The 25,825-nt window shown below is 63.4% G+C and carries 22 protein-coding genes and 1 pseudogene; 6 read left to right on the forward strand and 17 right to left on the reverse strand.

Annotated elements, in window-relative coordinates; translation table 11 throughout:
* Positions 1-19 precede the first annotated feature (19 nt).
* From GTW25_RS12185 to GTW25_RS12215, 7 genes are all read right to left on the reverse strand, one after another.
* Entirely contained in the window at positions 20-1,018 is a 999-nt protein-coding gene (locus GTW25_RS12185) for an NADPH:quinone reductase (RefSeq protein WP_252912401.1), read from the reverse strand.
* A complete protein-coding gene (locus GTW25_RS12190) occupies positions 1,018-2,010 on the reverse strand; it encodes an ABC transporter ATP-binding protein (protein WP_252912402.1) in 993 nt (330 codons plus the stop codon). The genes GTW25_RS12185 and GTW25_RS12190 overlap by 1 nt, the downstream gene beginning before the upstream one ends.
* Positions 2,007-3,032 (reverse strand): ABC transporter ATP-binding protein, encoded by a 1,026-nt coding sequence (locus GTW25_RS12195; protein ID WP_252912403.1) that lies wholly within the window; start codon positions 3,030-3,032, stop codon positions 2,007-2,009. The genes GTW25_RS12190 and GTW25_RS12195 overlap by 4 nt, the downstream gene beginning before the upstream one ends.
* Entirely contained in the window at positions 3,029-3,928 is a 900-nt protein-coding gene (locus GTW25_RS12200) for an ABC transporter permease (RefSeq protein ID WP_252912404.1), read from the reverse strand. Before GTW25_RS12200 ends, GTW25_RS12195 begins: the two co-directional genes overlap by 4 nt.
* The gene (locus GTW25_RS12205; protein ID WP_252912405.1) at positions 3,921-4,898 is read right to left on the reverse strand and encodes an ABC transporter permease; all 978 of its coding nucleotides are present in this window, start codon (positions 4,896-4,898) and stop codon (positions 3,921-3,923) included. Before GTW25_RS12205 ends, GTW25_RS12200 begins: the two co-directional genes overlap by 8 nt.
* A 90-nt stretch (positions 4,899-4,988) precedes the next feature.
* Entirely contained in the window at positions 4,989-6,644 is a 1,656-nt protein-coding gene (locus GTW25_RS12210; protein ID WP_252912406.1) for an ABC transporter substrate-binding protein, read from the reverse strand.
* A gap of 42 nt (positions 6,645-6,686) precedes the next feature.
* Positions 6,687-7,442, reverse strand: coding sequence for an aspartate/glutamate racemase family protein (locus GTW25_RS12215; protein ID WP_252912407.1), 756 nt, complete (start codon positions 7,440-7,442; stop codon positions 6,687-6,689).
* Positions 7,443-7,563: 121 nt separating this feature from the next.
* On the opposite strand from GTW25_RS12215, the gene GTW25_RS12220 reads away from it, so the two are divergent.
* Positions 7,564-8,352 (forward strand): IclR family transcriptional regulator, encoded by a 789-nt coding sequence (locus tag GTW25_RS12220; RefSeq protein ID WP_252912408.1) that lies wholly within the window; start codon positions 7,564-7,566, stop codon positions 8,350-8,352.
* A gap of 132 nt (positions 8,353-8,484) precedes the next feature.
* Positions 8,485-10,212, forward strand: coding sequence for a M28 family peptidase (locus GTW25_RS12225; RefSeq protein ID WP_252912409.1), 1,728 nt, complete (start codon positions 8,485-8,487; stop codon positions 10,210-10,212).
* A gap of 55 nt (positions 10,213-10,267) precedes the next feature.
* On the opposite strand, the gene GTW25_RS12230 is transcribed toward GTW25_RS12225, so the two are convergent.
* Positions 10,268-11,152, reverse strand: a complete 885-nt coding sequence (locus GTW25_RS12230; RefSeq protein ID WP_252912411.1) for an NmrA family NAD(P)-binding protein — start codon at positions 11,150-11,152, stop codon at positions 10,268-10,270.
* Between the two features lie 86 nt (positions 11,153-11,238).
* Here GTW25_RS12230 and GTW25_RS12235 point away from each other — a divergent pair, with 86 nt between their 5' ends.
* A complete protein-coding gene (locus GTW25_RS12235) occupies positions 11,239-12,195 on the forward strand; it encodes a LysR family transcriptional regulator (protein WP_252912412.1) in 957 nt (318 codons plus the stop codon).
* Between the two features lie 4 nt (positions 12,196-12,199).
* Here the strand turns inward: GTW25_RS12235 and GTW25_RS12240 are convergent, their stop codons facing one another.
* The gene (locus GTW25_RS12240; protein ID WP_252912558.1) at positions 12,200-13,099 is read right to left on the reverse strand and encodes a helix-turn-helix transcriptional regulator; all 900 of its coding nucleotides are present in this window, start codon (positions 13,097-13,099) and stop codon (positions 12,200-12,202) included.
* A 110-nt stretch (positions 13,100-13,209) separates the two neighbouring features.
* Between GTW25_RS12240 and GTW25_RS12245 the strand changes: the two are divergent.
* Positions 13,210-13,964, forward strand: a pseudogene (locus GTW25_RS12245) (SDR family NAD(P)-dependent oxidoreductase).
* Between the two features lie 14 nt (positions 13,965-13,978).
* Positions 13,979-14,920, forward strand: a complete 942-nt coding sequence (locus tag GTW25_RS12250; protein ID WP_252912413.1) for an alpha/beta hydrolase family protein — start codon at positions 13,979-13,981, stop codon at positions 14,918-14,920.
* 11 nt (positions 14,921-14,931) lie between these two features.
* On the opposite strand, the gene GTW25_RS12255 is transcribed toward GTW25_RS12250, so the two are convergent.
* The 3 genes from GTW25_RS12255 to GTW25_RS12265 all read right to left on the reverse strand — a co-directional run bounded on the left by GTW25_RS12255 (position 14,932) and on the right by GTW25_RS12265 (position 16,655).
* Positions 14,932-15,243: an Atu4866 domain-containing protein gene (locus GTW25_RS12255; RefSeq protein ID WP_252912414.1), complete on the reverse strand. Its 312-nt coding sequence runs from the start codon at positions 15,241-15,243 to the stop codon at positions 14,932-14,934.
* A gap of 84 nt (positions 15,244-15,327) precedes the next feature.
* Positions 15,328-15,858, reverse strand: coding sequence for a nuclear transport factor 2 family protein (locus tag GTW25_RS12260; RefSeq protein WP_252912415.1), 531 nt, complete (start codon positions 15,856-15,858; stop codon positions 15,328-15,330).
* Between the two features lie 74 nt (positions 15,859-15,932).
* On the reverse strand, positions 15,933-16,655 hold the full coding sequence (locus GTW25_RS12265) for an SDR family oxidoreductase (RefSeq protein ID WP_252912416.1): 723 nt from the start codon (positions 16,653-16,655) through the stop codon (positions 15,933-15,935).
* 99 nt (positions 16,656-16,754) lie between these two features.
* Between GTW25_RS12265 and GTW25_RS12270 the strand changes: the two genes are divergently transcribed.
* Positions 16,755-17,648 carry a LysR family transcriptional regulator gene (locus tag GTW25_RS12270; RefSeq protein WP_252912559.1) on the forward strand — a complete coding sequence of 298 codons (894 nt, stop codon included), beginning with the start codon at positions 16,755-16,757 and terminating at the stop codon, positions 17,646-17,648.
* A gap of 325 nt (positions 17,649-17,973) precedes the next feature.
* Here the strand turns inward: GTW25_RS12270 and GTW25_RS12275 are convergent, their stop codons facing one another.
* From GTW25_RS12275 to GTW25_RS12295, 5 genes are all read right to left on the reverse strand, one after another.
* Positions 17,974-18,939, reverse strand: coding sequence for an ABC transporter permease (locus tag GTW25_RS12275; protein WP_372493154.1), 966 nt, complete (start codon positions 18,937-18,939; stop codon positions 17,974-17,976).
* The gene (locus GTW25_RS12280; protein WP_252912419.1) at positions 18,926-21,343 is read right to left on the reverse strand and encodes an ATP-binding cassette domain-containing protein; all 2,418 of its coding nucleotides are present in this window, start codon (positions 21,341-21,343) and stop codon (positions 18,926-18,928) included. The genes GTW25_RS12275 and GTW25_RS12280 overlap by 14 nt, the downstream gene beginning before the upstream one ends.
* A 117-nt stretch (positions 21,344-21,460) precedes the next feature.
* A complete protein-coding gene (locus tag GTW25_RS12285) occupies positions 21,461-22,498 on the reverse strand; it encodes a substrate-binding domain-containing protein (protein WP_252912420.1) in 1,038 nt (345 codons plus the stop codon).
* A gap of 105 nt (positions 22,499-22,603) precedes the next feature.
* On the reverse strand, positions 22,604-23,917 hold the full coding sequence (locus GTW25_RS12290; RefSeq protein WP_252912421.1) for a four-carbon acid sugar kinase family protein: 1,314 nt from the start codon (positions 23,915-23,917) through the stop codon (positions 22,604-22,606).
* Entirely contained in the window at positions 23,914-25,815 is a 1,902-nt protein-coding gene (locus GTW25_RS12295) for a D-apionate lactonase family protein (RefSeq protein WP_252912422.1), read from the reverse strand. Before GTW25_RS12295 ends, GTW25_RS12290 begins: the two co-directional genes overlap by 4 nt.
* Between the last annotated feature and the right edge of the window lie 10 nt (positions 25,816-25,825).

The following is a 25,825-nucleotide window of genomic DNA, read 5'->3' on the forward strand; positions in this document are numbered from 1 at the left end:
GCTTTCTTCTGACAAGCTTTCAGGGGATGACGACGACATTGCCGAGATTGCCACCTCGCTCGACGGCGAGATGGGCCTTTGCAATGTCATCAAGGGAAAAACTGTGAGCGATGGCTGCGAAGAGGCGTTGCCGGGACGCCAGCGCAGCGATCATCGCCCCGCCTTTCCGGCGCTCCGCGTCCGGGATGGCAAACCCCTGGACGATGCGAAGGTTTGCGCCCTTGTTGGCAAAGGCGTAGTAGGGAAATTGCGGCGTCGGCGCGCTCGTCGACGAATAGGAGGCAATGGTTCCGTTGGTCTTGAGAACCGCGATATCGAGCGCGTAATTGGCGCCGAAATCGACTTCGATCACACGGTCGACGCCCGCGCCATCCGTGATCTCGAACACACGCTCGGCGACTTTTTCGCTTTTGCGGTCGATGATCTCGACAGCCCCGGCGGCGCGCACATGCTCCGCGGCTCGTGCATTCGAAACGGTGCCGATGACGCGTGCACCGCCTGCCGCCGCGAGTTGCACCGCGAAATGGCCGACCGCGCCCGCCGCCCCATTGACGAGGACAGTCAGACCTTCGACCGGCCCGTCGGCGAAGACGGCGCGATGCGCCGTCATTGCAGGCACGCCGAGGCATGCGCCGGCCTCGAAGGAAAGTTCATCGGGAAGCGGGATCGCTTGATCCTGCGGCAGGGCGACAAGTTCCGCCGCCGTACCGAATGCGCGGCCGGCGCTGCCGTAGCCGCCTTGCGCATTGTAAAGCCAGACACGTTCACCGATGCGCGCCGCATCGACGCCGTTGCCGACCGACACGATCTCACCCGCACCGTCGCAATGGGGAATGACGAGCGGATGCTGCATGGCCATGCCGTTCCAGCCGGCGCGGCGCTTCACATCGGCCGGATTGATGCCGGACGCGCGAACGCGCACCAGGACTTCGCCGGCCTGCGGCACCGGATCGGGACGATCCACGATTTTAAGAACGTCACCCGCCGGCCCCGTTCGCTCATAGACGGCACAGCGCATCAGTTTGCCTCATCGAAGAGATGGCAGGCGACCTTGCGCGTTCCGGCCTGCTGCAATTGCGGAATTTCGACCGCGCAACGATCGAATGCGTATGGGCAGCGATCACGAAAAACGCATCCCGATGGCGGATTGCGCGGGTCGGGCGCGCCGCGCCCGATGGGCAAAGGATCGTGGCTCTGATCCGGGTGTGGCACGGGCACGGCAGCAACCAGCGCTTTGGCGTAGGGGTGTAGCGGCTCATGAACGATGTCCTCGGTCGGGCCGTCCTCCATCACCTTGCCGAGATACATCACGATGGTGCGCTCGCAGACGTAGCGAACCAGGGCGAGGTCGTGGCTGATATAGATCGCGGTCAGGCCGAGCCGGTCGCGCACGTCGCGAAAGACGTTGAGCACGCCCGCACGCACCGACACGTCCAGCATGGAAACCGGCTCGTCCGCCACGACGAATTCAGGCTGGAGGATCAGCGCGCGGGCCATCACGACGCGCTGCAACTGGCCACCGGAAAGCTGGTGCGGGTAGCGGTCGAGATATTGCAGTGGCTCGGACAGGCGCACCAGTTCGAGCGCCGCGATGATCTTGTCCTGACGCTGCGAGGGCGGGATGCCGGCGTTTTCGAGCGGCTCGCTCAATGTCTGCCGGATCGTGAAGCGTGGGTTCACCGCGTCGAACGGGTTCTGGAAAATGAACTGCGCCCGCGAGCGATAGCGCTTGAGGTCGGCCCCCTTGAGTGTGGAGAGCGATTGTCCGTCGAAAAGGATGTCGCCGCCTGTCACATCTTCCAGCTTGAGAAGGAGGCGACCCATCGACGTTTTGCCGCAGCCGGATTCGCCGAGCAGGCCGACGCTCTCCCCGCGCCGGATGACGATGGAGACGCCGTCGACCGCCTTCACGACTGGCGGGTTGCCGCGCAGCGCCGACATCGCACCGCCGACACGGTAATGGAGCTGCGCGGCGTTTATCTCGATAAGCGGAGTGAATTGATCGATCATGCGAGCACCTTTCCGGACCAGGTGTCGACACGGGCGGCCTGAGTGCGAAGCTCGACGGCTTCACCCGCGCGATGGCACGCAGCGACGTGGTTCGGGCCGACGGTTTCCAGCGGCGGGTTCACCTGCCGGCACGTCTCCAGCACGAAGGGGCAGCGCGGGGCGAAGCGGCATCCGGGCGGCGGAAAGGCGAGATTGGGCGGTGCGCCTTCGATGGGCGTCAGCGTGCCCGATGCCGCTCCCTGAAGATCGGGAAAGGCGTTGCGCAGACCCATCGTATATGGGTGCGACGGCTCCGTCAGGGTGGCCTGCATCGATCCCGCCTCGGCGACCTTGCCTGCATACATGACGACGGTGCGGTCGCAGATATAGGCGACCACCGAAATGTCGTGCGTGACGATGATGACGGAAATGCCGAGCGCGGCCTGCAATTCGCGCAACTGGTCGAGGATCTGCCGCTGTACGATCACGTCGAGCGCGGTGACGGGTTCGTCAGCGATGACCAGCTTTGGGTTGAGCGCCAGCGCGAGTGCGATCGCCACTCGCTGTCGCATGCCGCCGGAGAACTGGTGCGGATAATCCGACAGGCGGCCCTTGTCGATGCCGACGAGTTCGAACAGTTCCTCGCAGCGTTTGCGCGCCTCGCGTCGCCCCAGTCCGCCGCGTCGGCGCAGCACCTCGTTGAGCTGGCTCTCCACCGTATAGACGGGGTCGAGCGAGTTCATCGCGCTTTGTGGTATGAAGGCGATTTCGCGCCAGCGCAGGGCATTCATCTGCCGTTCGGAAAGAGACACGAGATCGCGTCCCTCGAACATCATCTGGCCGCCTGTGATGGACGCGTTGTCGGCGATGACACGCGTCAGGGCCTTGGCGATGGTGGTCTTGCCGCAGCCGGATTCACCGACCAGTCCGACGATCGTGCCGCGCGGAACGTCGAAGCTCGCGCCATCCACGGCATCGATGCGACTGGCACCGACCTTGTAACTCACGCGAAGATCACGAACGGAAAGCAGCGTTTCAGTCATCGGCCAAGCTTCGGGAAGAGGATGTTTTCGTAGCCGCGCGTGATGAAGAACCCGGCGGACACGACGAGGATGATGCAGACGCCCGGCGGCACGAACCAGTAATATGCCTGCTTCGCGAGCGCCTGACTGGCGAAGGCGTCCTGGAGCATGTAGCCCCAGCTAATGGACTGCGGATCGCCGAAACCGAGGAAGGAGATCGATGCTTCCGTCAGGATCGCCCAGCCGATAGCGATCGATCCATAAAGAAACGACATTGGAAGAATGTTCGGTGCGATGTGGCGCAGTATGATCTTCATGTCGGACGAACCGGCAACGCGAGCCGCGTCGACATAGCCGCGCGAGCGCAGCGTCAGGACCTGGCTTCGGATGACGCGCGCCGTGTCGCGCCACAGGACCAGCGCCATCGCGATGACCACGTTCCAGATCGATGGCTGGAGAAACGCGGCGAGCACGATGACGAAGGGCAGAAACGGAATGCCGAACGCGATGTCGGCAAGGCGCATCAGCACAATGTCGATCCAGCCGCGAAAATAACCCGACACCACGCCAACGATGGAGCCGATGAGCGCCACCATGAAGGCTGCGGTCAGCCCGATCAGCAGCGCCGAGCGCGAGCCATGGACGATCTGGGAAAAGATGTCGCGGCCAAGGCTCGTCGTGCCGAGGATGTGGCCGTCCTCGCCCGGCCGCAGATCGGCGGCGAGCATGTAGTCGGGTGTGTAGAGGATTTCGGTCGGGTCGTAGGGCGCGATCTGGTCGGCGAAAATGGCCGTCAGGACGAAGAGGCCATAGATCGACAGTCCGAAGACGGCGAACGGATCATTCAGCGGCAATCGAAGGCTCTGGAAGACGCGTCGCACGAAGCCCGGCCGTTTGCCAATCGTCGCATCAAGCATGGCTGATCCTCGGATCGAGAAGGGCATAGAGAAGGTCGGCGATGAGGTTCATGAGGATGACCACGACGGCGATCATCAGGAACGCGCCCTGCGCCAGCGGGTAGTCAGAAGCCGAGACCGCGTTGACCAGTTCGCGGCCAAGACCCGGCCAGGAAAACACCGATTCCACAACGACGTTGCCCTGAAGCTGGTAGCCGACTGCGATGGCGAAGGAGGTCATCACGGGCAGGAGCGCGTTTCGCGCGGCGTGGCGCACGACGACCGTCCAGTTCGACAATCCCTTGATCCGCGCCATGGTGACGAAGTCCTCCTTCATCACATCGAGCATATTGGAGCGCATCAGGAGAAGCGGCAGTCCCTGGCTATAGATGGCCAGCGTGAGTGCCGGCAGCGCCAGATAGGACAGGAACTCACGCGAGGTATAGAGCGCCCACAAGCTGTCGTAGCTCGCGCCGGCCGGACGCGTGCCGCCTGCCGGAAACCAGCCGAGATTGAACGAGAAAATGGCGAGCAACACCATGCCGAGCCAGAATTCGGGCATCGCGCGTGTCGTCAGCACCAGAGGAATAGCCGCGTTTTCCACGACGCCGCCACGCTTCCAGGCCAGATAGGCCCCGGCGAGAATGCCGAACGTATAAGCGAGGATCAGCGAGGAGAAGGTGAGGATCAGCGTGTTCGGCAAAAGCGCCCAGATGCGGGTGGCGACCGGTTCGCGATACCGGAAGCTCTGGCCGAGCTCGCCCTGCAGGAGGTTGCCGATATAGATGAAGTATTGCTCCCACAGCGGCTTGTCGAGGCCGAACTGCGCCATCAGCGCCTGCTGTTGCTCAAGCGTGAATGTCGGATCGATATAGGCAGCCATCGGGTTGCCGGGCATCAGCCGGAACATCAGGAACAGGATCGTCACGACTGCCCACAGAACGAGAGCAAGCTGAAGCGTTCGGCTGATCGCCGCCTTCAGGTGGGGCATCTGATGGCTCCCTGCTTGGCCGGTCCGGCCGGCAGTATTTCGAATGAAGGAATAAAGAGCGCGCCGGATGCCGGCGCGCTCGGCTTCACGTCAGTTGGCGTGTTCTTCGCTCACGCCCTCGGGGTAGTGGAGACGTCCGCCCTCGAGCGTATAGCCGGCTTCTTCGAGCTGGCGCGCGGCGACATCGCTGCCCATTTCGAAGCCGTCGAAGACGGCAGGGTCGTACCAGAACTCAAGCGCCGGCGAGATGACCGAGTTGGACGGCTCGGCAAAGCCCCGGAAGGCAGCTCCCACGATCAGGCGGCGGTCTACGGCCGACGACAGCGCCTTGCGGAAGGCCGGGTCGTCGAACGGTGCGCGGCGGTTGTTGAACGCCACATAGCGGAAGCCCATCTCGACGGTCGAGACGACTTCGAGATCGCCGTCCTGTTCGGCAGCCTGAATAAGCACCTGCGGATCGCCGGTGAACTCGGCGAGGAAATTGATCTCGCCCGAACGCAACATGCCGAGCGCGGCCTCGACATTGGGCACGATACGCAGGATCCAGCGTTCGGCCTTCGGTGCATTGAAGTGGTCCGCGTTGGCTGAAAGGACGATCTCCTCATTGGTCAGCCAGCGCTCGAACTTGAACGGTCCCGAGCCGATCGGACGTTCTTCCTGATAGCTCTCGGCGTTTTCTTCCTTCGTCTTCAGATCCTCGATGATCGGCTCCCACACATGCTGCGGGATGAGATTGATCTTGGCAAGGCTGGAGGTGATGAAGGATGCCGCCGGCTGCTTGAGCGTGAAGACGAGGTTGTGGTCATCTACGACCTCGATCGTCTCGATATTGGAGGCGAAGGGCGCGTACATCGGTGCTTCGCCCGAGACGGCGGCTTCGAACGAGAATTTCACGTCCTCGGCCGTCAGCGGCTCGCCGTCATGCCACGCCATGCCCTCGCGCAGCTTGACCTCGATGGTGCGGTCGTCGCGCCATTCATAGCTTTCCGCCGCCCAGGGCTGCGGCAGGCCGTCCGGTCCGACGCGCGCGAGGCGGTCGTAGACGAGTTCGAACACCCAACTGTCAACGCCGCCCGAAATATAGAGCGGATTGATCGCCTGAACGTTGTCGCCCGAATTCAGGATGATGTCCTTGCGCTCGCCCAGCGGCTCCAGCGCCATGAAGGTCCATGTGTTGCGGATGCCGATGCCGCTCTGCTCGACGACCGATTCAGGGTTCCAGACGGTGTTGTCGAAGGCGAAGGTCTGGCGCGGGTTTACCAGCATCATGTTGGGCTGATCTGCCGCAAGGATTTCCTGGGCTTCGCGGACAAGACCTTGCCGTGCTGTTTCATCGATCTCGACGCGCTGCGCCTCGGCGACCTGATCATATTCCGGGCTTACGTAGCCGATGAAATTGTAGCCGTTCTCCGCGGTCGAGGAATGGAACAGATTGTAGATGATCTCGTCCGGGTCCGAGCGTTCGGGGCGGCCGACCATCTGCCAGGCCGTCGCATCCCATGCGTCACGCTGGTACCAAACGATGTCCGACATCTGCTCCCAGGGCATGACACGGACGTTCACGTCCAGCCCCAGCTTGCGCCATTCCTGTGCAATGAGCTGAACGGATTGGAACTCCTGAGGCTGCGAGGCCTGAGGGCGGGTCAGGAGATCGATCGTTCGGATCTGATCCGCGGCCAGAGCCGGCATCGCGGCAAGCAGTGCAAGAATGGCGGACGCACCGGCCGCCCTGAAGCTGGACTTCATGCTCAAACTCCTCTGGATTTGACGACTGTCGTTTGCGCGTCGTCAGGCGACGCGCAAGGTTTCGACCGACTGTCCGGCCTTCATCTTCGCCGGGGTCGGAAATGCAGTTTTGGAATGGGCGAGCCCCATGGAGACGAGCATCTCGGCATGCTTCAGCGCGGCCTTGCCAGCGTTGACCGCAGGGGCGCCGACTGCGGCAGAAATCTCGTCGGCCATGTCGAGAAACGACATGGTCATGCAGCCGAACAGGAACGCGTCGGCGCGATCGGTTTCCACGCAAGCCCGCGCAACCTCGATTAGCTTCGCCTTCGTCGCCTCGGGATCCTTCATCAGATCGAGAACGGGGATGCCCGTCGCCCGTACCGAAGCAAGCTTCTGCTTGACCCCGGCCCGGTAGGCCAAAAGTTCCTGCCCAGCGATCAGGCTGTCGAAAATCGTCAGGATCGAGAATTTGTGGCCGAGGCCGGCAGCCAGAAGGAGCGAGCTTTCGCAAGGCCCGACAACCGGCATTGTCACCATTTCGCGCGCAGCCTCGAGGCCCGGATCGCCGAAACAGCCGATGATCGCGGCATCGAATCCGTCGCGCTCGCATTTCATGATGAGGTCGATCGTGGCGGGCACGCACATCGCTTCTTCATATGCGGATTCGATCGAGGCTGGGCCGTTGGGTACGTCGACGACGCGGACCTCCGTTCCGGCGAACGCCCATTCGTTCAGGAGCTCTTCGCGCCGCTGCATCTCGGCAGCACCCATCGACGTCTTCGACATCGGACCGGGCACGACATATGCAATCCTCATTGACTTACCCCTCGTGTTTCATTAGCTGAAACGTTGTTTTGTATTTTCAGAGTAAAACACAATTATCTGACTTTGCAACCGACTTTCCGTTGGGGACGGTGCAAAAGGGAGGAATGCTCAAATGGTAGGCAAAGAAGACCGCGATTATCGCATTGCGGCCGTCGACCGCGCCCTGCTCGTAATGGAGGCTTTGGGAGAGCGGCCCGGTCAAGGCGTCACGGCATTGTCGAAATCACTCGGGCTGACAAAGTCGATCGTCTTTCGCCTGCTCCAGACATTGGAGGATCGCGGCTTCGTCGTGCGCGACCCGGATTCGTCGGTCTATTCGCTGGGCTATCGCATCGGCGTCCTGGGAGAGCGGGTCGGTCGCGACGGCAGCCTGCTGTTCGCGGCCCGTCCTGTCATGGACGCCCTGCGCGACCGCACATCCGAAAACGTCAATCTCGTTATCCGCGAAGGTACGCGCTCGCTCGTTCTTGCCACACGCGCGGGCCATCATTCGATCCGGCTCTTCGCCCAGGCGGGCCGCAGCGGCCCCCTGCATGCCGGCGGAGGCTCCTTGTGCATCCTTGCCTATGCGGAGCAAAGCGTCGTCGATGCCGTCCTCGCCAAGCCGCTCGAAGCGTTCACTCCCTATACGATCACCGATCCTGAGAAGCTTCGCCAGCTTTTGACGCGTATTCGCGCGAACGGCATCAATGTCGCTCTGAACGATCTCGACGAGGGCGCATTCTCCGTCGCCGCCCCGATCCTCGGTCCGCATGACGATGTGATCGCCGCGATCTCGGTGGCCGGCGCAATGGTGCGCTTCGATGAGGAGCGGCGTGAGCGCTACATCGAGGCGGCCCGCGATGCAGCGAAGGAAATTTCGTCCAAGCTGTCCTTGCATCCGGCCACACTTAACCTTTGAGCGCCGGCGGAATACCCGCCGTGGAAATCCGCTACATGACACCAGTACTTTACGCTGGAGCACCCCTCTGCTAGCGTAACATTCTTTTTGAAACATTGTTTCATTGAATAAAACACGAGGGGAGTATCGCTGATGAATCAGTTCGAGAACGAAATTCTTTCCGCCGTTTTGCTGGACGAGCCGTGGTCACTCGTCGAAAGCTTTTCGACCTTCAAGCGCGAGCATCCCACCGATGTGAACCGGGGAATGGACGAGGTCGTCGAGCGGCTGAGGAAGCACGGCGTCGAGGTGAAGGTGCATGAGCCGAGCCTGTATCTCAGCCTGCCGGGCCTTGCCCGCGTCGAAGCGGAAGGCAAAACGTTCCGGGCAAAACCCCCGGCCTACAGCGCCGATGCGCGGGGCGGCCTCAGCGGTGAAATCGTCTATGTAGGCGCGCGGCACAACGCCATGATCACCGACATGTTCGAGCAGAAGATCGACACGACAGCCGAGCTTGCCGCGCGCGTTCGCGGGAAGATCGTTCTTTCGGAAGGTTTCGCAAGCCCGGGCCTGATTTCGCAGTTCGAGGAGATCGGCGCGATCGGCGTCATCGGCATCAATCCCGGTGTGGACATTCACTGGGGCATCTGCACAACCATCTGGGGCACGCCGGATCTGGACGATCTGCCGCGCAAGCCGAAGATTGCGGCCGTCGCCGTCAACAAGGCCGACGGCGAGGCGCTGATCGAAATCGCCGACAAGGGCGGCAGCGTCACGCTGTTCACCGAGATGGAGGAGGGCTGGTTCACCTCGAAGCTTCCGGAGGTCTTCATCCCTGGCACCGAGGAGCCGGAGAAATATGTTTTCCTCCATGGGCATCTGGACAGTTGGGATGTCGGCGTCGGCGACAACGCGACCGGCGATGCGACAATGCTGGAAATCGCACGCGTGCTCTGGGCCAATCGCGACAAGCTGAAACGGTCGGTCCGTATCTGCTGGTGGCCGGGCCATTCGACCGGCCGTTACGCCGGGTCGACCTGGTTCTCGGACGCGTTCGCGCTCGACCTCGAGGAAAACGCCGTCTCCCAGGTCAATTGTGACAGTCCCGGCTGCCGGTGGGCCAGCGAATTCATCAATCTGTGCCGGATGAGCGAAACGGAGGAGTTTCTCGCGGATGTCATTGAGGACGTCGCCGGCAAGGCCATGGAGGGCGAGCGCCCGCACCGGGCCGGTGACTACTCGTTCAACAATATCGGCATATCGAGCTATCTGATGCTGTCCTCGACGATGCCGGACGTCCTGCGCGAGGAGAAGGGTTATTACACGGTCGGCGGATGCGGCGGAAACATCGCCTGGCACACGGAAAACGACCTGCTTGAAATCGCCGACAAGGACATCCTCCTGCGCGACATCAAGGTCTACCTCCTCGCCGTGCTGCGAAATGCCAACGCGACGATCCTGCCATTCGACTGGCGTGCCACCGCCCGCGAGTTCACGGAAACGATCGATGACTATCAGGCGAAGGCCGGCGACCGGTTTGACCTTTCCGCATCAAGAAAAGCGGTCGCCGAATTGTCGGACGCGCTCGATACATTCTACGAGAAGACCAAGGCTGGCGCGATCACACCCGGCGCGGCGAACCAGATCATTCAGGATCTGGCCCGCATTCTGGTTCCGATCAATTTCACCCGGGTGAACCGGTTCCGGCACGATCCGGCCCTGACGATCCCGCCGCTTCCATCCATTGCCGCAGCGACCGACCTCGACCGTCATGGCGAAACGCTGGGCTTTGCTCAGACCCAGTTGGTTCGTGGGCAAAACCGCCTGGTTTCAGCTTTGCGTCAGGCGAAGCGACATATCCAGCTCGTCGCCGGATCGTAGCGCGCATAACACCAGCGGCCACGACCTTTCAGATAAGGTCGTGGTCGCCTGTCGATCATTGGCGATCCGGGTTTGCCCGGACGCCTTCAACGATGCGTGCGACCGCCGTTTTCAGCGAGGTCGTGCCGCGCCTGTCCTCTGTGCCGCCCTCGCGCGCGATGCGACCGCTGGCAAGGCCGTCATACATGCCCAAAAGCGCATCGGCGACCTGTTCGGGAACGCCGGCCTCGGCATAGACGCCCGCACGCTCGGGGCCGGGAATGAAGGCCGGCGTGACGGGGCGTCCGAGCACCGTGGCGAACGCGTCTGCAACTTCGCGCGCGCTCCAGTCGTCCGGTCCTCCCAGTTCGATTACCCGTTTGCCCGTCCACTCCTCGCCCAGAAGCGTTGCCGCCGTACGGCCGACATCGATGGTGCTGACCATCGGAATCTTGAGGTCGGGGTCGAGGAAGGTGGGAAGAACGCCTTCACCCAACACCGCATCGGCCACCTCGCTCCAGGTCTCGACATAATAGCCGGGACGCAGAAAGGCGATGGAAGGGGCCGCATCGGCAAGCAAGGTCTCCATCCGGTGCAGCGTGGAAATCACGCCCGTTCCCGATGCGTGTTGCGCGCCGACGGAGGAAAGCACGACGGCCTTGCGCAGATTCGCGCGCTTCGCGCCCTGCGCCAGCGCGGTGCCGATCAATTCGGTGCTGCGATAAGGATCGCCCGAGACCGGCGGCGGATTGATGAGGAACGCGCCCGATGCGCCTTGCAGCGCTGCCGCGACGGCGTTTGTGTCCTCCATGTCGGCGATGGCGACATCGGCTCCGCGTGCTCGCCACGCCTCGGCCTGTTCGGCGCGGCGCAGCACGACGCGCACCGACCGTCCATTTGCCAGCAACGCCTTCGCGGTTTCGCCGCCGGCACGTCCATTTGCTCCGAATATGACATCCATGATCCGATCTCCTCTCGTTTAGCGATCATGACCGCAGGATATGAGAGGCGATTACATGCGTGAAATGCATGTGATATATATTCGATATGCGCCAGGTGAATTTACGTTCCGTCGATCTCAATCTTCTCACCGTGCTCGATGCGCTTCTCGAAGAGCGCAGCGTCACACGAGCGGCATCCCGCCTCGGCATGAGCCAGCCGGCCGTCAGCCGTGCGCTCGCGCGTCTGCGATCGCTGTTCGGCGACGCGCTGCTTGTCGACGGGCCGGGCGGCTATTTGCTGAGCGAACGCGCCAACGAAATCTTGCCGGTCCTACGCCGGACACTGGCGGGTATCGGCGACATGCTGGATGCACCGGCATTCGATCCGGCGACCGCGACCGGACGCCTGCGCCTGTCGACGCCGGACCTTTATGCCGCCGTCATCGGTCCTCCTTTGCTTGCCCATATCGGCCGCGAGGCGCCCGGGCTGAATCTCGACATCGTCGCGCCCGAACCGGCGATCATCGGCAGTCTGGAGGAAGGCACGCTCGACGCGGTGATCGGTGTGATCGACGACGCACCTTCGGGCATCAAGCGGCGCGGATTGTTCGACGACGGATATGTCACCCTTCTGCGCGCAGGGCATCCGGCGAGCAACCACGCATTGACCTTGGAGCGCTTCCTCGAACTCGACCATATCGCGATCAGCGTCACCGGCGTCGGATCGTCCCCGGTGGACGATTTGCTGGCCGCTTCAGGTCGAAACAGGCGCGTGAAGGTCAGGGTCCCGAACTTCCTTGCCGCGGTCGAGATCGCGGCGCGATCCGACCTCGTGATGACCTTGCCGGAGAGCCTGGCGCGCATGGCTGCCGGCATGAACCGTTTCGTCATGCGAACACCGCCGGCCGATCCAGGTCGCTTTACGCTCAGCATGCTCTGGCATGCCCGTCATCAAGCCTCGCCGCGTCATGTCTGGCTGCGCAACGCGATCGTCGATGCTGCGGCTCAAGTGGACCGAAAGGCTCGAAGTGGCGACCCGCGTGCAACGGGCGCACGGACATAGGATTTCAGGCAGTATGCTTGGCCGCGAAGGCGCCGGGCGATATTCCTTCGTGTCGCGCGAAAGCCATCCCGAATGCGCTGGCCGAGCCATAGCCGATCCGCAGTGCGATCTCGGTATTGTTCGTTCCGCCGCGCAGCAGAAGATCGCGCGCCACCGCCATCCGCCATGCGGTGATGTATTCCATCGGCGTGCTGCCGACCTCTTTGCGGAACCGCTCGAAAAAACCCGATCTCGACATGCCAGCGCCGCGCGCCAGTTCCGCTACCGACGGCGTTCGCCTCGTGTCGGCGTGGATGCGGCGCAGGGTACCGGCCAAGTGCGGATCGGACATGCCGCGCATCAATCCGGGCGGCAGCGTCTGAGCTGGACTGGAGCGCAGCGCCTCGATCAGCAGGATCTCGAGCAGGCGCTCCAGGATCATGCTCCTTGCGAGGCGGTCTGATCGCGTTTCGTCGTGAATGACCGGAACCAGCGCCATCAACCGTTCATGGCCGGATATATGGATCATCTCCGGCAGAAGCGACAGCAGGAGTGCCTTTTCGGGCGCATTGAACCGGCAATGGCCGACGAGCGCCCGCATCTCGACCGGCTCCGCCATCGGGCCGATGCGGAACGTTCCCGGCCCGGTCTCGAGTGGGACACGGGCGGTATGCGGCGCCGGAGGAACCTCGCTGGACATGGTGAAGTCGTGAAGGTCCGGGACCAGCACGAAATCCCCCGCTACAAGCAAAACCGGATCGCGGCCCCGAATCGTCAAACGAGAACGCCCCTCCACGATCGCGCAATAGAAGGGGCTGGCCATGTCACGCCGCTCGACCTGCCAGCGCCCGCCGGCCTCCACCATCTTCGAAATCGACGGCGAAGGTTTCAGAAGCGCAACGACGCTGGAGAGAGGGTCTTCAATGCTGCCAGACATTTTTCGTGGACTTTCGATGAAACATAATGGACTTTTGTTGATAGATTGTCTGGTCGCTCACGTCTATCTCCCTGTCAGACACAAGAGGAGATACCGACATGCCCCGCATTCTCATTACCGGCAGTTCCTCCGGTTTCGGTCAGGCTATCGCGACGCACTTTCTCAACGAGGGATGGGAGGTGGTCGCCACGATGCGCAAACCTTCCGCCGAGGGGTTGCCTGCGTCCGACCGGTTGCAAATCCTTCCCCTCGACGTGACCGACGCCGAGAGCATCTCCGCGGTCTTGCCAAAGGCCGGCGGCTCGATGCGCTGGTCAACAATGCCGGCGTCGGCATGCTCAACGTGCTGGAAGGGGCCGAGATCGCCAGTGCAAGGGAGCTCTTCGAAACCAATGTGCTGGGCGCGATGGCGATGACGCGTGCCGTCATGCCGGACATGCGGCAGCGGCGATCGGGCGTGATCGTCAATATCAGCTCCAGCGTCACGTTACGCGCCTTGCCGGCGCTTTCGATCTACAGCGCCAGCAAGGCCGCGTTGAACGCCTTCACGACAAGCTTCGCGCTGGAAGCGGAGCAGTTCGGCGTCCACGCCCGGCTTGTCCTGCCCGGCAGTGCGCCGGAAACCTCCTTCGGGCGCAATGCCGTGGCGCGTATGGGCATGGACGTACCCAAGCCCTACGGCGCTTTCGTGCAATCCTATTTCCGAACGCTTCAGGCGGCTTCCGAGAAAACCACGGCCGGGGACGTGGCAAACGCGGTCTGGCGCGCCGTGACCGACAAGGATGCACCGATGATGCTGCCCGCCGGCGCGGATGCCGAAAGCTGGTTCCGGGAAGAAGGAAAGGCGACCTGAAGGAGGACGCCCAAATGAACAGACTGATCGATCTTGCCCGCAATCTGCCCGCGCCGGAGGCTGCGCTATCCGTCGCGTACACGCCGATCCGGCTTCCCATACCCGACCGGCCACCGCTTGAACTACGCCTGACGGCCCCTGCTTTCGGCGGCGAATTGCCTGTCGTCCTGTTTTCGCACGGCTTCGGACCGTCGAACTATCTTCCTTCGAAGGATGGCTACGCTCCCCTTGCCCAGTTCTGGGCCGAGCGGGGGGTGGCCGTGATCCAGCCGACACATGCGAGTTCGCGGGTTGCCGGGCTCGATCCCGATCTGCCCGGCGGGCCGTTCTTCTGGCGCGAGAGGGTGGACGAGATGCGCGCGGTACTCGACAGGCTGGAGGAGGTCGAGCGGCAGGCTCCGGCCGTGGCCGGGCGTCTGGACCATGGAAGAATTGCCGTAGCCGGACATTCCTTCGGTGGTCTCACCTGCAGCCTGCTACTGGGAGCGCGCCTGAACGGAGAGGACTTTTCGGATTCGCGCATCAGCGCCGGAATCCTGCTGGCGACTCCGGGCCGGGGCGGGACTGACCTGACGCGCGAAAGCGCGGCGCGGTTTCCCTTTTTCGACGTCGATTTCAGCCATCTCGACATCCCGACCCTGGTGGTCTGCGGAGCCGAGGACGATCCCCATTTCACGCCACGCGGACCTGAATGGCATGCCGATGCCTTCCACGACGGCCCCGGCGCCGAGGCATTGCTGACGATCGCCGGGGTGGGGCATGGTCTGGGTGGCATTGCCGGGCTGGACGCGAAGGAGACCGAAGCCGAGAACCCCGATGCGCTCGAAGCGACGCGACGCCTGACGCTTGCCTGGCTGCGCACGAAATTCGGCATGGGGCCGGAGGACTGGACGAAGAGCCGATCCGCCCTTCGAAATACGGCATCGACCCTGGCACGGGTGATGGCGAAGGCGTGAAGCCGAAGCCGTCACCGCCGATATAGAATCATCCCTGCGTGATGCAGGACATCGTCGATGAAGTCGCCGTCTGCGGTGAAGCCTGTGTCGTCCCAATATTCGATATGGGTGCCGGTGACCTCGTAGCGTCCCTCATAGGCCCGCTCGCGCGTCCCGCGTGCTTCGACATAGCGGCCGTTGGACAAAAGCTCGTGGCGGATGTGGCCGTCCTCCGTAACCCAGAGACCGACATAGGGATGGTTTGCCTGCATTTCCGTTTCCTCGGCTTGTACGGGTTGGGCCAGAAGCGCGGCCGTGATCAGGGTGGCGAAGGCACGTTTCATGATCGGCTCCTCGTTTCATGTGAGTGGTGCGTTCAGTCGGGCCGGACGGGGTCGAGCTCGCCCGGCGAGATTCGTTCGGATTGCCTATTGTTCGGCCGGCTCGTTGTTGTCGACGACCTCCCGATAGGCGACGAGATCGAGGAAGGCTTCGGCCTCGACGACCGAACCGTCTTCGATCCGCCAGATCCAGACGAACTGGTTGCGGTAGGGCGCGCCCGAAATCGTGGTGGCCGAGGCATCGAAGCGGATGATGACCCTGTCCCCGGCAGCCCAGATGTGATGGACCTGCGGCGTCAACGGGGTCGTGAGGCGGCTGACGAGCGGCACCGATGCGCGCTGCACGAAGTCCTCGACGCCGTAATAAGTGTCGGCTACCGGGCCGGACCCGTGGATCGTCCAGCGCACCTCGGGCGAGAGGAGACCGAAGACATTGCCGGCACCGGTCGCCCATTCCTCGAAAGCCGCGCGAACGATGCTTTCGTTTCGCATTTCGATTTCCGCTCCCGACTCCATGGCAGTGCTTGCCTGTGCCGGAGCGACGGTCAGGACGAAGGCAAGCGCGATCAGCCGGCTGCGGGCGGTCGCAATATTCCTGCTCAGGGATGCAAAGATCATGGGGTCACTCCATTGTGGAAGATTGCCGGCATCGCCTCGGGCCATTGTCGCGGTCCCGAGCGAAGCGGGCGGCATCAATTTGCCGAAGCGGTGGGGCGGATGGTGATCTCAGTGGTGTCGACGCCCGCGGGCGCCTCGATCACCTGCCGCACGGCGCGCGCGATGTCGGCCGGCTGAAGCGCCACCGCGCGATAGGCATCCATCGCCGCCATGGTCTCTTCATGAGTGATGGTCGAGGCGAGTTCGCTTTCCACCACGCCAGGATTGACGCAGGTGACACGTATATTCTTGCTCTCCTGTCGCAGACCGTCCGAGATCGCCCGCACCGCGAACTTGGTCGCGCAATAGACGGCAGCGGTGGGCACAACCGACAGCGCGCCGATGGAGCCGATATTGATGATCTGGCCGCTTTCCTGCGCTTCCATGACCGGCAGCACGGCGCCGATGCCCCACAGCACGCCCTTGATGTTGACGTCGACCATGCGCTCCCATTCGTCCTGCTTTCCGGAGGACATCGGCGAGAGCGGCATCACGCCGGCATTGTTGATGAGGACGTCGATGCGAGCCCATTTTTCCGTCGCCGCCTTGGCGAAAGCAGCCATCGACGCGCGGTCGGTAACGTCCAGTGTCCGGGCTTCGGCGATCCCGCCCGCTTCACGAATCTCCTTCGCAACGGCCTCGACCCGCTCGATCCGGCGTGCGCCCAGCAGCACTTTGGCGCCGGCGGCGCCCAGTTCCCTGGCAATGCCTTCGCCGATCCCGCTGGAGGCTCCGGTAATGAGGATGACCTTGTCCATGTCGTTTCTCCTTTGGTTCCGTCGAAGCTGAAGATGGACGGCTTCGGCTCGTGCTGGTATCTGTCGATTGCTTCACTGGTTGGTTAGTTGCGCTGGACAATGAATATCGACCTGAACCTCCTTCCCCTTTTCCTCGCGGTCGCGGAGGAGCACAATTTCCGCGCTGCCGCCGATCGCCTGGGCGTCACGCGCTCGGCCGTCAGTCAGGGCATGCGGCGGTTGGAGGATAATTTCGGAACGACGCTGGTGATGCGCACGACGCGCTCCGTTCGCCTGACGGAAGCCGGCGAGCGTCTGCGCGACGCGCTGTCGCGCCCGCTCGGCGAGATCGGCACTGCGCTCGAGAGCGTCGCGGCGGAGAACGCACCGCGCGGGCTCCTGCGTATCGCCGCCACCTCGATTGCCGAGCGGTTCCTTTCAGGTCATCTGATAGCGTCGTTCGCGGCCGCCCATCCCGGTGTGACCATCGATGTCACGGTGACCGACGAGGAATTCGACATCGTCGCCGCCGGGTATGATGGCGGCGTCAGGCTCGGCGAGGTGATCGAGCAGGACATGATCGCCGTTCCGATAACCGGGGACCAGCGCGAGATGGTCGTTGCAAGCCCGGACTACCTCGCCGCCCACCCCGCACCGGCCCATCCGCGCGAACTCGTCCACCATCGCTGCATCGGCTGGCGGCCGGCGCCGAACGTCGCGCCGTATCGCTGGGAGTTCGAGGAAAATGGCATTCCCTTCGACGTGGCGGTCGAGCCCCAGGTCACAACCAACGATCTGCGCCTGATGCTGCGCACCGCGCTTGCCGGGGGTGGCCTTACTTTCGCGCCGGAAGAGGTCTTCCGTCCTTATGTCGAGAAAGGCGAACTCGTGCCCCTGCTCGGCGACTTCCTGCCGCCCTTTCCAGGCTTCTTCCTCTACTTCCCCCAGCGCCGAAATATGGCGCCCAAGATGCGCGCGCTGGTCGAGCATGTCAGGCAACCGAGATCGCGTTGAGCAACGGAAGGCCCTCATGAGCATCGACGGCAGTTCAGTTTTGGCAATGTGAATGCACCGTGGCGCGAGAGCGGTTCAAGTGAACGGAAGTCGCCGATCCGTGCGATGTACCGAGCGGATCGGCGGTTCGTGGTTGCGCTTAGAGCGTTTCGCGCTCAATCCATGCGCCATCCGGGCTTATCCTGACCAGTCGCCGCTCCATAGGATCGAATAATTGTCTTCGACAGATAAGTCTTGGCGTCTGAATGGTCGGCAAGACGTGAGCGTAAGCAGGAAGTAGGGGAGCCGCAAGCGTCAGGCATCGGCGATCAGTCGGCAGCCGCCCTTACGTCGCGCGGTGGCGAATGCGGCCGCCGGCGACGGACAGGACGCAGATGATGATGAGCCCCTGCAGGATATCCTGCGTGCCGGCAGGCATTCCCGCGATCTGCATCGTCGTCACGACGAGGACGAGCAGGAAGGCTCCGAAGAACGTGCCGAGCACGCTGGCGCTGCCGCCGGCGATCAGGGTGCCGCCCAGAACGACCGCGCCGACGGACTGGAGCAGATAGGGCGTGCCCATTTCCAGAAACGCGCCGCCGGCATAGCCGGCAAGCAGCATGCCGGTGAAACCCGCGAGCAGCGAGCTTGTGGTGAAGGCGATCGCGATAGATCGTGCAACCGGTACACCCGCATAACGGGCTGCCACGATGTTCTGGCCGATCGCCGACAAGTGCTTGCCATAGGCTGCCCGCGAGACGAGCCAGCCGACGAGGATGGCGACCAGAAATGCGATCAGGAGCATGACCGGCAGGTCGCCGACGCGTCCTGTCGCGAGATAGGTCAGCAGGGGCGGTCGCTGGAATATGCCGACGCGCGCATTGACGAGAAGCGTCGCGGTGGCCAGCACATAGCCGGTCGCGAGCGTGGCGATCATCGCGGGAATCCGCAGGACGAGCAGCAGGAAGGCGTTGAAAAGCCCAACACCCACTGAAGCCAGCGCGACCAGGCCCAGCGGCAGCCACAGACCGTGCGGTCCGCTGCCAGCCGTCACGACCGTCACATAGGCGCTGAAGGTAACGACGCTGGGGATCGACAGATCGATATTGCCGCGCCCGGTGGTGATCACCAGCATCTGGCCGAGCGCCGGCATCAAAAGGAACGACGCCGAGACCGCGACGCCACTGAGACTGTGAAGGCTGAAGCGCGCGGTCAGCGCCGTCAGGGCGATCCAGAGCATCAGAACGCCAAGCGCTGCCCAAATCCATCGCTGTTGCTGCATGGCGGTCCAGAGGCGTTCAGCCACGAGCATTCCTCCAGCCCGCAAGCGCTTGCAGCGCCAGGATGAAGATCAGGAGCGCGCCTTGCACGGCGGCATTGTAGTCCGTGCTGACGCCGATCGAGGCCAGCAAGGCGCCGATCAGGGCCAGCGTGATCGCGCCTGCGACTACGCCGAGCGGTGCGATGACACCGCCGAGGAGCTGGCAGCCGCCGATGACGACCGCGGCGATGGCCAGGAGTGTGTAGGAAGATCCCGCATTGATGTCGCTGGCCCCGTTCGAGGCCGTCACGTAGAGGCCGGCCGTCATCGCGAAGCCGCAGGCGATTGTGTAACGGAGCATCGCGTAGCGGTTCTGCGACCAGCCAGCACGGCGCAGGGCGAGCGCGTTTGAGCCGAACGCCCGCAGGATGGTTCCGGTCGGCGAGCGGTCGATCGCAAACGCCGCCATTCCCGCCAGCGCGACGATCAGAAGCGGCGTCGGGATGCCCGGCACCTTTATCGAGAAGATCGCACGAAGCCAGTCGGGGCTCGATCCGCCGGGCGACGGCTGGATGGTCTGGCCGAGCCCGGCCCAGATGAAGGAGGCTCCCAGCGTCACCACGATGGCCGGAATGGCGCGTGCCTGGATGACCAGCCCCATCAGCGCGTAGGCGGCGACGAGAGCCGCCAGTACGCCGAGTCCAAGCCCCGGCGAGGTGACGAGCACCGTCGCGCTGACCACGTTGACGAGCCCGCAGAAGAAGCCGACGCCGAGATCGATCTCGCTGCCGCCGACGATGAACATCTGCGCCAGCGCCACCAGAACCAGCGTGACCGCCGGCGTCAGCAACAATTGCAGGCCGAAGCTCGAAGCCACGAGCGGGTTCTGGTAACTCATCGCGCCGAACACCAGCACAAGGCTTATGAACGGTATCGCTTTCAATAATGCCGACAGCACCCGCGATCGGTCGCGCGCAGTGCCTGTTCCGCTTGCCGCCTCCTGCCCGGCAAAGGAAGTGGTGACGATGGCTTCTTCCGAAATCGCCTCGCCCGACAGTTGGGCTGCGATCCTTCCGTCCGAAAGGACGAGAACGCGGTCGCATTCGAGAAATTCGAGGTCCTCGGTCGACAGCCAGATGACCAGCCTCCCGCCTTCCGCCATCTCGCGCACAACGCGATAGAAGTCGCGCTTGGCGGCGATGTCGACGCCGCGCGTCGGGTCGTCCAGCAGGATGATGCCGGCATCGTCGAGGAGGGCGCGCGCGACGATGGCCTTTTGCTGGTTGCCGCCCGAAAGGTCCAGAATGTTCGAATGCAGCCGTTCATGATCGAGCGCGAGACGGCCGGCCGCTTCCTCGATGTCGGACATATGAGCGGCCGTCCTGACGCTGCGCCAGCCGGCCCAGCCCGCAACGCGGCCGATCAGAACATTGTCCTGCACTGCCCAGAGCGGAAAGACGCCTTCGACCTGACGGTCGCCGGAAACATAACGGACGGTCTCCTGCCGCTCGAGGCCGTCCGAGCGCCGCGTTCCGAACAGGGCTTGCAAAAGCTCTTTTTGGCCGCTGCCCTCCAGTCCTGCCAGCCCGACGATCTCGCCCGCGCGCAATTCGACTGGATCCGCGCAGCCGCCGGAAAGCCACGACCCGCTTATCGTCACGCGCACCGGGCCTTGCGCGGCCGCTCCCACCGCTTCGTGCGAAGGTATCCGCCCGTGCCCCGCGCCAGCGCCTCCCATGGCGTTGACGAGATCGTCGACGCAGGCATCTGCGGCGCTCTTTTCCCAGGCGATGGCACCATTGCGCATCGCGATGACGCGGTCGGAAACCGAGAGCACTTCCGAGAGCTTGTGACTGATATAGATCACCGAGATGCCGGCGGCCGCTATGTCGCGGACAAAGCTTCGCAATTGCTGGCTGCGTTCCGCGCCGAGCGAGGATGTGGGCTCGTCGAGGATCAAAAGCTTCAACGCCGGATCGCACGCCGCCCGCGCGATCTCGACCATCTGCCTCTGGACGATCGTCATGTCGGCCAGCAACCGGTCGGTGGGAATATGCGCGCCGGGGAAGATGCGGTCGATCGCCTCGGACGCCAGCCGCCGGTAATTTGCGAGCCAGAAAGGCGTGGTCCGGGCGAATTGCGGTTGCTCGACATAGAAGTTTTCGGCAACGGTCAGGTTCGGCGACAGCGACAATTCCTGCCAGACGATGCGAATGCCGCGCTCGCGCGCGGATTGGGGCGAGAATCCAGAGAAATCGATCGCGGCATCGTCGAATGTCATCGCGCCCGCATCGGGTTCCGTGACGCCGCACAGCACACGCATCAACGTGCTCTTGCCCGCGCCGTTGGCACCGACGAGGCCGACGATTTCTCCCCTGTCGATGGCGAGGTCGACATCCTTGTTGGCGCGCGTGTCGCCATAGGATTTGGCGATGCCCTGAAGCGTGGCAAGCACCGTTCTTGTGCCGCAACTGGTTTGGGGATGAATCAATGCAACTGGCCGAAACTGTGCTCACGCGTCCGCGTGGGATGCTGACGGGGCAGCCGCCGGCAAGGCGGCTGCCGATGGCGGCTACTGTGCAGGCGCGCCTTCGACGAGATTGGCGCGCACCCACTCCTGATCGTAGCTCGGGCTGATGATCATGCCGGGCTCGAGCCCTGCGGCCATCTGAGCCAGATTGTCCGGCTCGACCACGGCCACGGGCATGGTCATCTCCATGGCGGGTTCGGCGCCCTGCGTGATCTCGTAGGCAAGCCAGAACGCGGCTCCACCGATGCCGGGCGTCGTGTTCATCGAGGTCGTCCTGTAGCCGTTGGCGGCCTGCTCGTTCCACCAGATCACGAAATCGCTGCTGCCGCCGCCTTCGATGACGGGCAGCTTTTCGGCATAGGGTCCGCCGGCCTGAACGAATGCCTGAGCGATGCCGTAATCGTCGCTTCCGCCCTGTCCGAGAACCGCATCGATTTGAGGCAGGCTCGGCAGGACATTGGCGATGGCCGACTGCGCCGTCGAGGCCGTCGCCTGCCCGTAGACCTCTGCGACGATCGTGACGTCGGGATGCGCGTCGAGCACCGCCTTCTGCGCGGAATACATAAGATTGTCCGGGCCGGATCCGCGGACACCGCGAACGACGATCACGTTGCCGCGGTTGCCGATAAGGTCGAGCGTCGCCTCGGCCTGCTCCGTCTTGTATCCGGTGAAGTCGAAGGAAAGCTTGTAGGCGCAGTCCGCCGTCAAGAGGGAATCGAAGGCGATGATGGCGATGCCGGCGGCGCAGGCCTGCTCTGCAAGCCCGTTGAGCGCCGTCTCGGAAGCCGCGTTGATGGCGATGGCGTCGACGCCGCGCAAGACCAGTTCGGCCATCTGGCTGTTCTGCTGAGCGACGCTGCCATCGCCGTTGAGGACGACGAAGTCCGCTATCTTGCCGTCGGCCTTCGCCTGCTCGGCCTCGGCGGTGAACGCATCCACCATCTGCCGGCGCCATGTATTGCCGTAAAAGGAATTGGACAGTGCGATGACCGGCAGGTCGCCATCCTGCGCGGATGCCGGGACGGACAGGCTCGTCAATGCGGTGGAAACGGCAATAGCCGCCATCAATATTTTGATCATCCGAAAATCCTCCCGATATGCCCGCCGAGACCATCTCCCCGGTCTTCGAAAGGCTTTCAATCTGGCATACTCATTATACCATATGTAACGTTGCGGCAAGTGGCCTCACAGGTCGCGAAGGCGAACGAAGTAGTCGTCGCCGCCGACCTGACCGCCCTTGAAGGCGATCTGGAACGCGTCGATTCCGGGGCGGCTGGAATGCGCGGTGCAAAGCGGGGAGCCGGGCGCGTTGGGGATCGGCATCCGACACTCCAGCGCCGCGATGCCGAGCGCTGAGATGGCGTGGCTCGATGTGTCGCCTCCCGCGACGATCGCACGGCCGAGCCCCTCTCTTTCGACGATGGCGGCAAGAATGTCGCCGAGCGACCGCCCGAGGACATGGCCTCCGCCGCCGGCCGCATCCATCGCCGTTTCGCCCTCCAGCGCGGAGTAGACCAGCGCGCTCCTTCCGCCGGCAATCGCCGCCCGGCTTGCATATACGGCGCGCGCGATCTCCGCGTCGCGCGCCTCGCCTTTGCCGGAAAGACGGGCGGCATCGACGGGCACCCCTGTAAAGCCGTTGGCGAGTGCATGGCGGATTTGCCGGCTCGTGGTCGGGGAGCAACTTCCCGAAACGGCCGCGATCGGCCCGCGTCCGCCGGGGGGCTCGAACCGCCCGTCATACCCGGCCAGCGGCGTCCCGGCTTGCGTGCATGTCAGCGCATATTCGACGCCGGAAGAGCCCACGACGAAACGTGCTTCATGGCGTTTGCGCCACAATTGGTGACCGGCGGCTGCCTGTGTCGCCATGTCGAGGACGTCGATGAGGACGGCTCCATGCCGGCGAAGGGCTGCATCGACCTCGCCGTCGGCCTCGGGCCGAACTGCCGTCACGCAGTCGATGAGGCCAATGGTCCTTTCCGTCTGTCGCCCGAGATGGATGCGCAAATCCGCCTCGTTCATGGGTGTCACCGGATGTCGGCTCATCACCGGATGCCGGTCGATGCGGTGGCGCTCGCCGCGAAAGTCGGCATAGAGGTTGCCGAAGGCCGTCCAGCGCTTGAGCTGCGGGGCGCCGACCACGATGGGAACGCTTTGCTGGTCGAAGGCGGCGGCACCCAGATCCAGCGCCCGGCCTATGCTGCCGATCTCCGGTGCGGAATCGAAGGTCGAACAGACCTTGTAACGGCAGATTTCAGCTTTCGTTTCGTCCAGCCATCGGAATATGGCGGGCAGGTGCGCGTTCATCCATTCGGGCGTTTCGCTGCGGCTTGTTCCCGCGATGCCGTAGGCTTTGAAGCCGGCAAAACGCGCCATCAGCGTCTCGTCGGGTATGTGGGTGAAAAGCACGGTCCGCAGCCCGCTCAGTTCCAGCGCTTCCATGACATCCGTCGAACCCGTCAGGTCGTCTCCGTAAAAAGCGAGCAATGGCGGGTTCATGGTGTTTTTTCCCGGTGCAGAACAGCAATGCCATAGGCCCCGACCGTCAGTTCCGGCGGGACGCCGTCGAAGGTGTCGACCAGGTCGGGGTTCGTCGTCATGTCTCGCGAGTGCTCGTCCAGCCTCGCATATCGCGCGAAATCATCGGTAGCCATGGTTTGTGGCCTGTCCGTCAGGTTCGCGACGACCAGGCGTTCGCTATTGCCGATCGCAAGCATCCGCGAAGGCGCTGAGGATGCGACGTGATGCACGGTTTTGCCGTTCAATGCTACGAGCGCTCGCAATGCATGGAAAGCCGGGCGAAGCCTGGTGTCGCCGACGACGCCGAAGCGTCCCGTAAGCGCGCCCGGACTGAACATTTCGACGTGCGCTTTGGCGATACTCGATGCGTAGCCGACCATGAAAGCGGCCGCGAACAGTCCCTCCTGTCGTGGCTCCTCGGCCGTCATTGTCATGCGTTTGCGGCTCGGATTGTCGTTCAGCCGAGCACCGTAGGGGTTGAGCCGCATGCCGATGGTCGACGATCCGATGCGATAGGGCAAATCACCGTAGATGCGGCGCACCGAACCCGTGATGAACGGCAACGCCTCAAGCGATTCCATGACGCTTCGGTCATCGGCCGCGTGAACGATCGGCGCGGTGGCATGGGTGATGAAGTCGATGAGATCGGCGGGTGGCCGCTTTCGATTGAGCTCGGTGAAGTAGCTGAACATGCCGCCGCCGATCCGCATGCCTGGCAACGCCGCGCGGATGGCCCCGTATATCTCCTCGAAGGACGGGCATCGCGGCCAGGCGCTGCCGGGCGGCGTCGATTTCAGGTCGGGCAGGGGGCTGATCGCCACTGACTGCACCGAAAGCCTGCTGTCGCGGATCAGCCGTGCCAGACTGGCGCATTCGTCGCGTGGCGGACCTTCGCATGACAGCACGAATTCCAGCGTCGCGGGCAGGTGGGCGGCTCGCTGGAGTTCAGTATAGGCCTCGAGTTCATCGAGCCCGTGACCTTCGGCAGGGTTGAAATGAAAAATCAGGTGTTTCGTGCCGCACGCGCGTAGCAGGTGCAGTTCCCGCAACGTCGCCGCGCAGTCCTGTGGGTGGACGGTGACCGCCAGCACGGGCATCGGACCGATCGGCTCTTGGATGCGGAAACGAACGATTCCTTCTTCGGCATGGGATGAAACCGGCAGTGCCGGCTTTCCCGACAGCGTCAGCGTTATCCGCTGCTCGTTCGGGCGTCCCGCTTGCAGCGTATAAGGCCACGGAAGCGCCAGCGGCCGGACATAGGTCTTGTAGGAAGCATCCGACCAGTTGCGCTGGTCTTCCATCTCGAACGTGTCGCCCTCCATCAGGCATCGCACTTCGATCCCCTCGACCGGCCAATGCGTCAGCGCACGAATGTCGGAAAAGGGCTGGATCGGATCGATGACTTCCGGAAAGCGCAGATCGCCGGTCGAGCCGTCGACATGCTCAAGCCGAACCGGCGCGCCGGCCACATCGACGATCGGATGCAGGACGCAAAATCCGCATCGGTTGGTCTGGAAAGGCTTGTCCGCAACGACCAGCGTATCGAAGACGAGTTCACCCGACGAGGTTCCCTTGATGAATGCGCGATAGGCGAGCCGTGCTCCAGCGCTCTCGCAACGCGCTTCGACATGGAGGGAAAATGCGTCCTCCGCCTCGGCAACGTCCAGGCGGTCGACCTGGAAATCGAGTGTTCCCCAATTCTCGTCCCGCACGAGATACTGGATTGCGCGGATGGCTTCGACGCCGTGCCAGCGGATCGCCCGCAGATTGATGCCGTCGAGTTCGGCCGTCAGGGCGCCGGCACGCAGGATGCGCACGGGCGCGACCGGCTCCGTCGTTCCGAACAGCGTCTTCGCCTTGTCCTTTGTGCCGGTCATATGTTCGGTC

The sequence above is a fragment of the Aliihoeflea aestuarii genome (assembly GCF_024105665.1).
GTDB classification, from domain to species: domain Bacteria; phylum Pseudomonadota; class Alphaproteobacteria; order Rhizobiales; family Rhizobiaceae; genus Aliihoeflea; species Aliihoeflea aestuarii.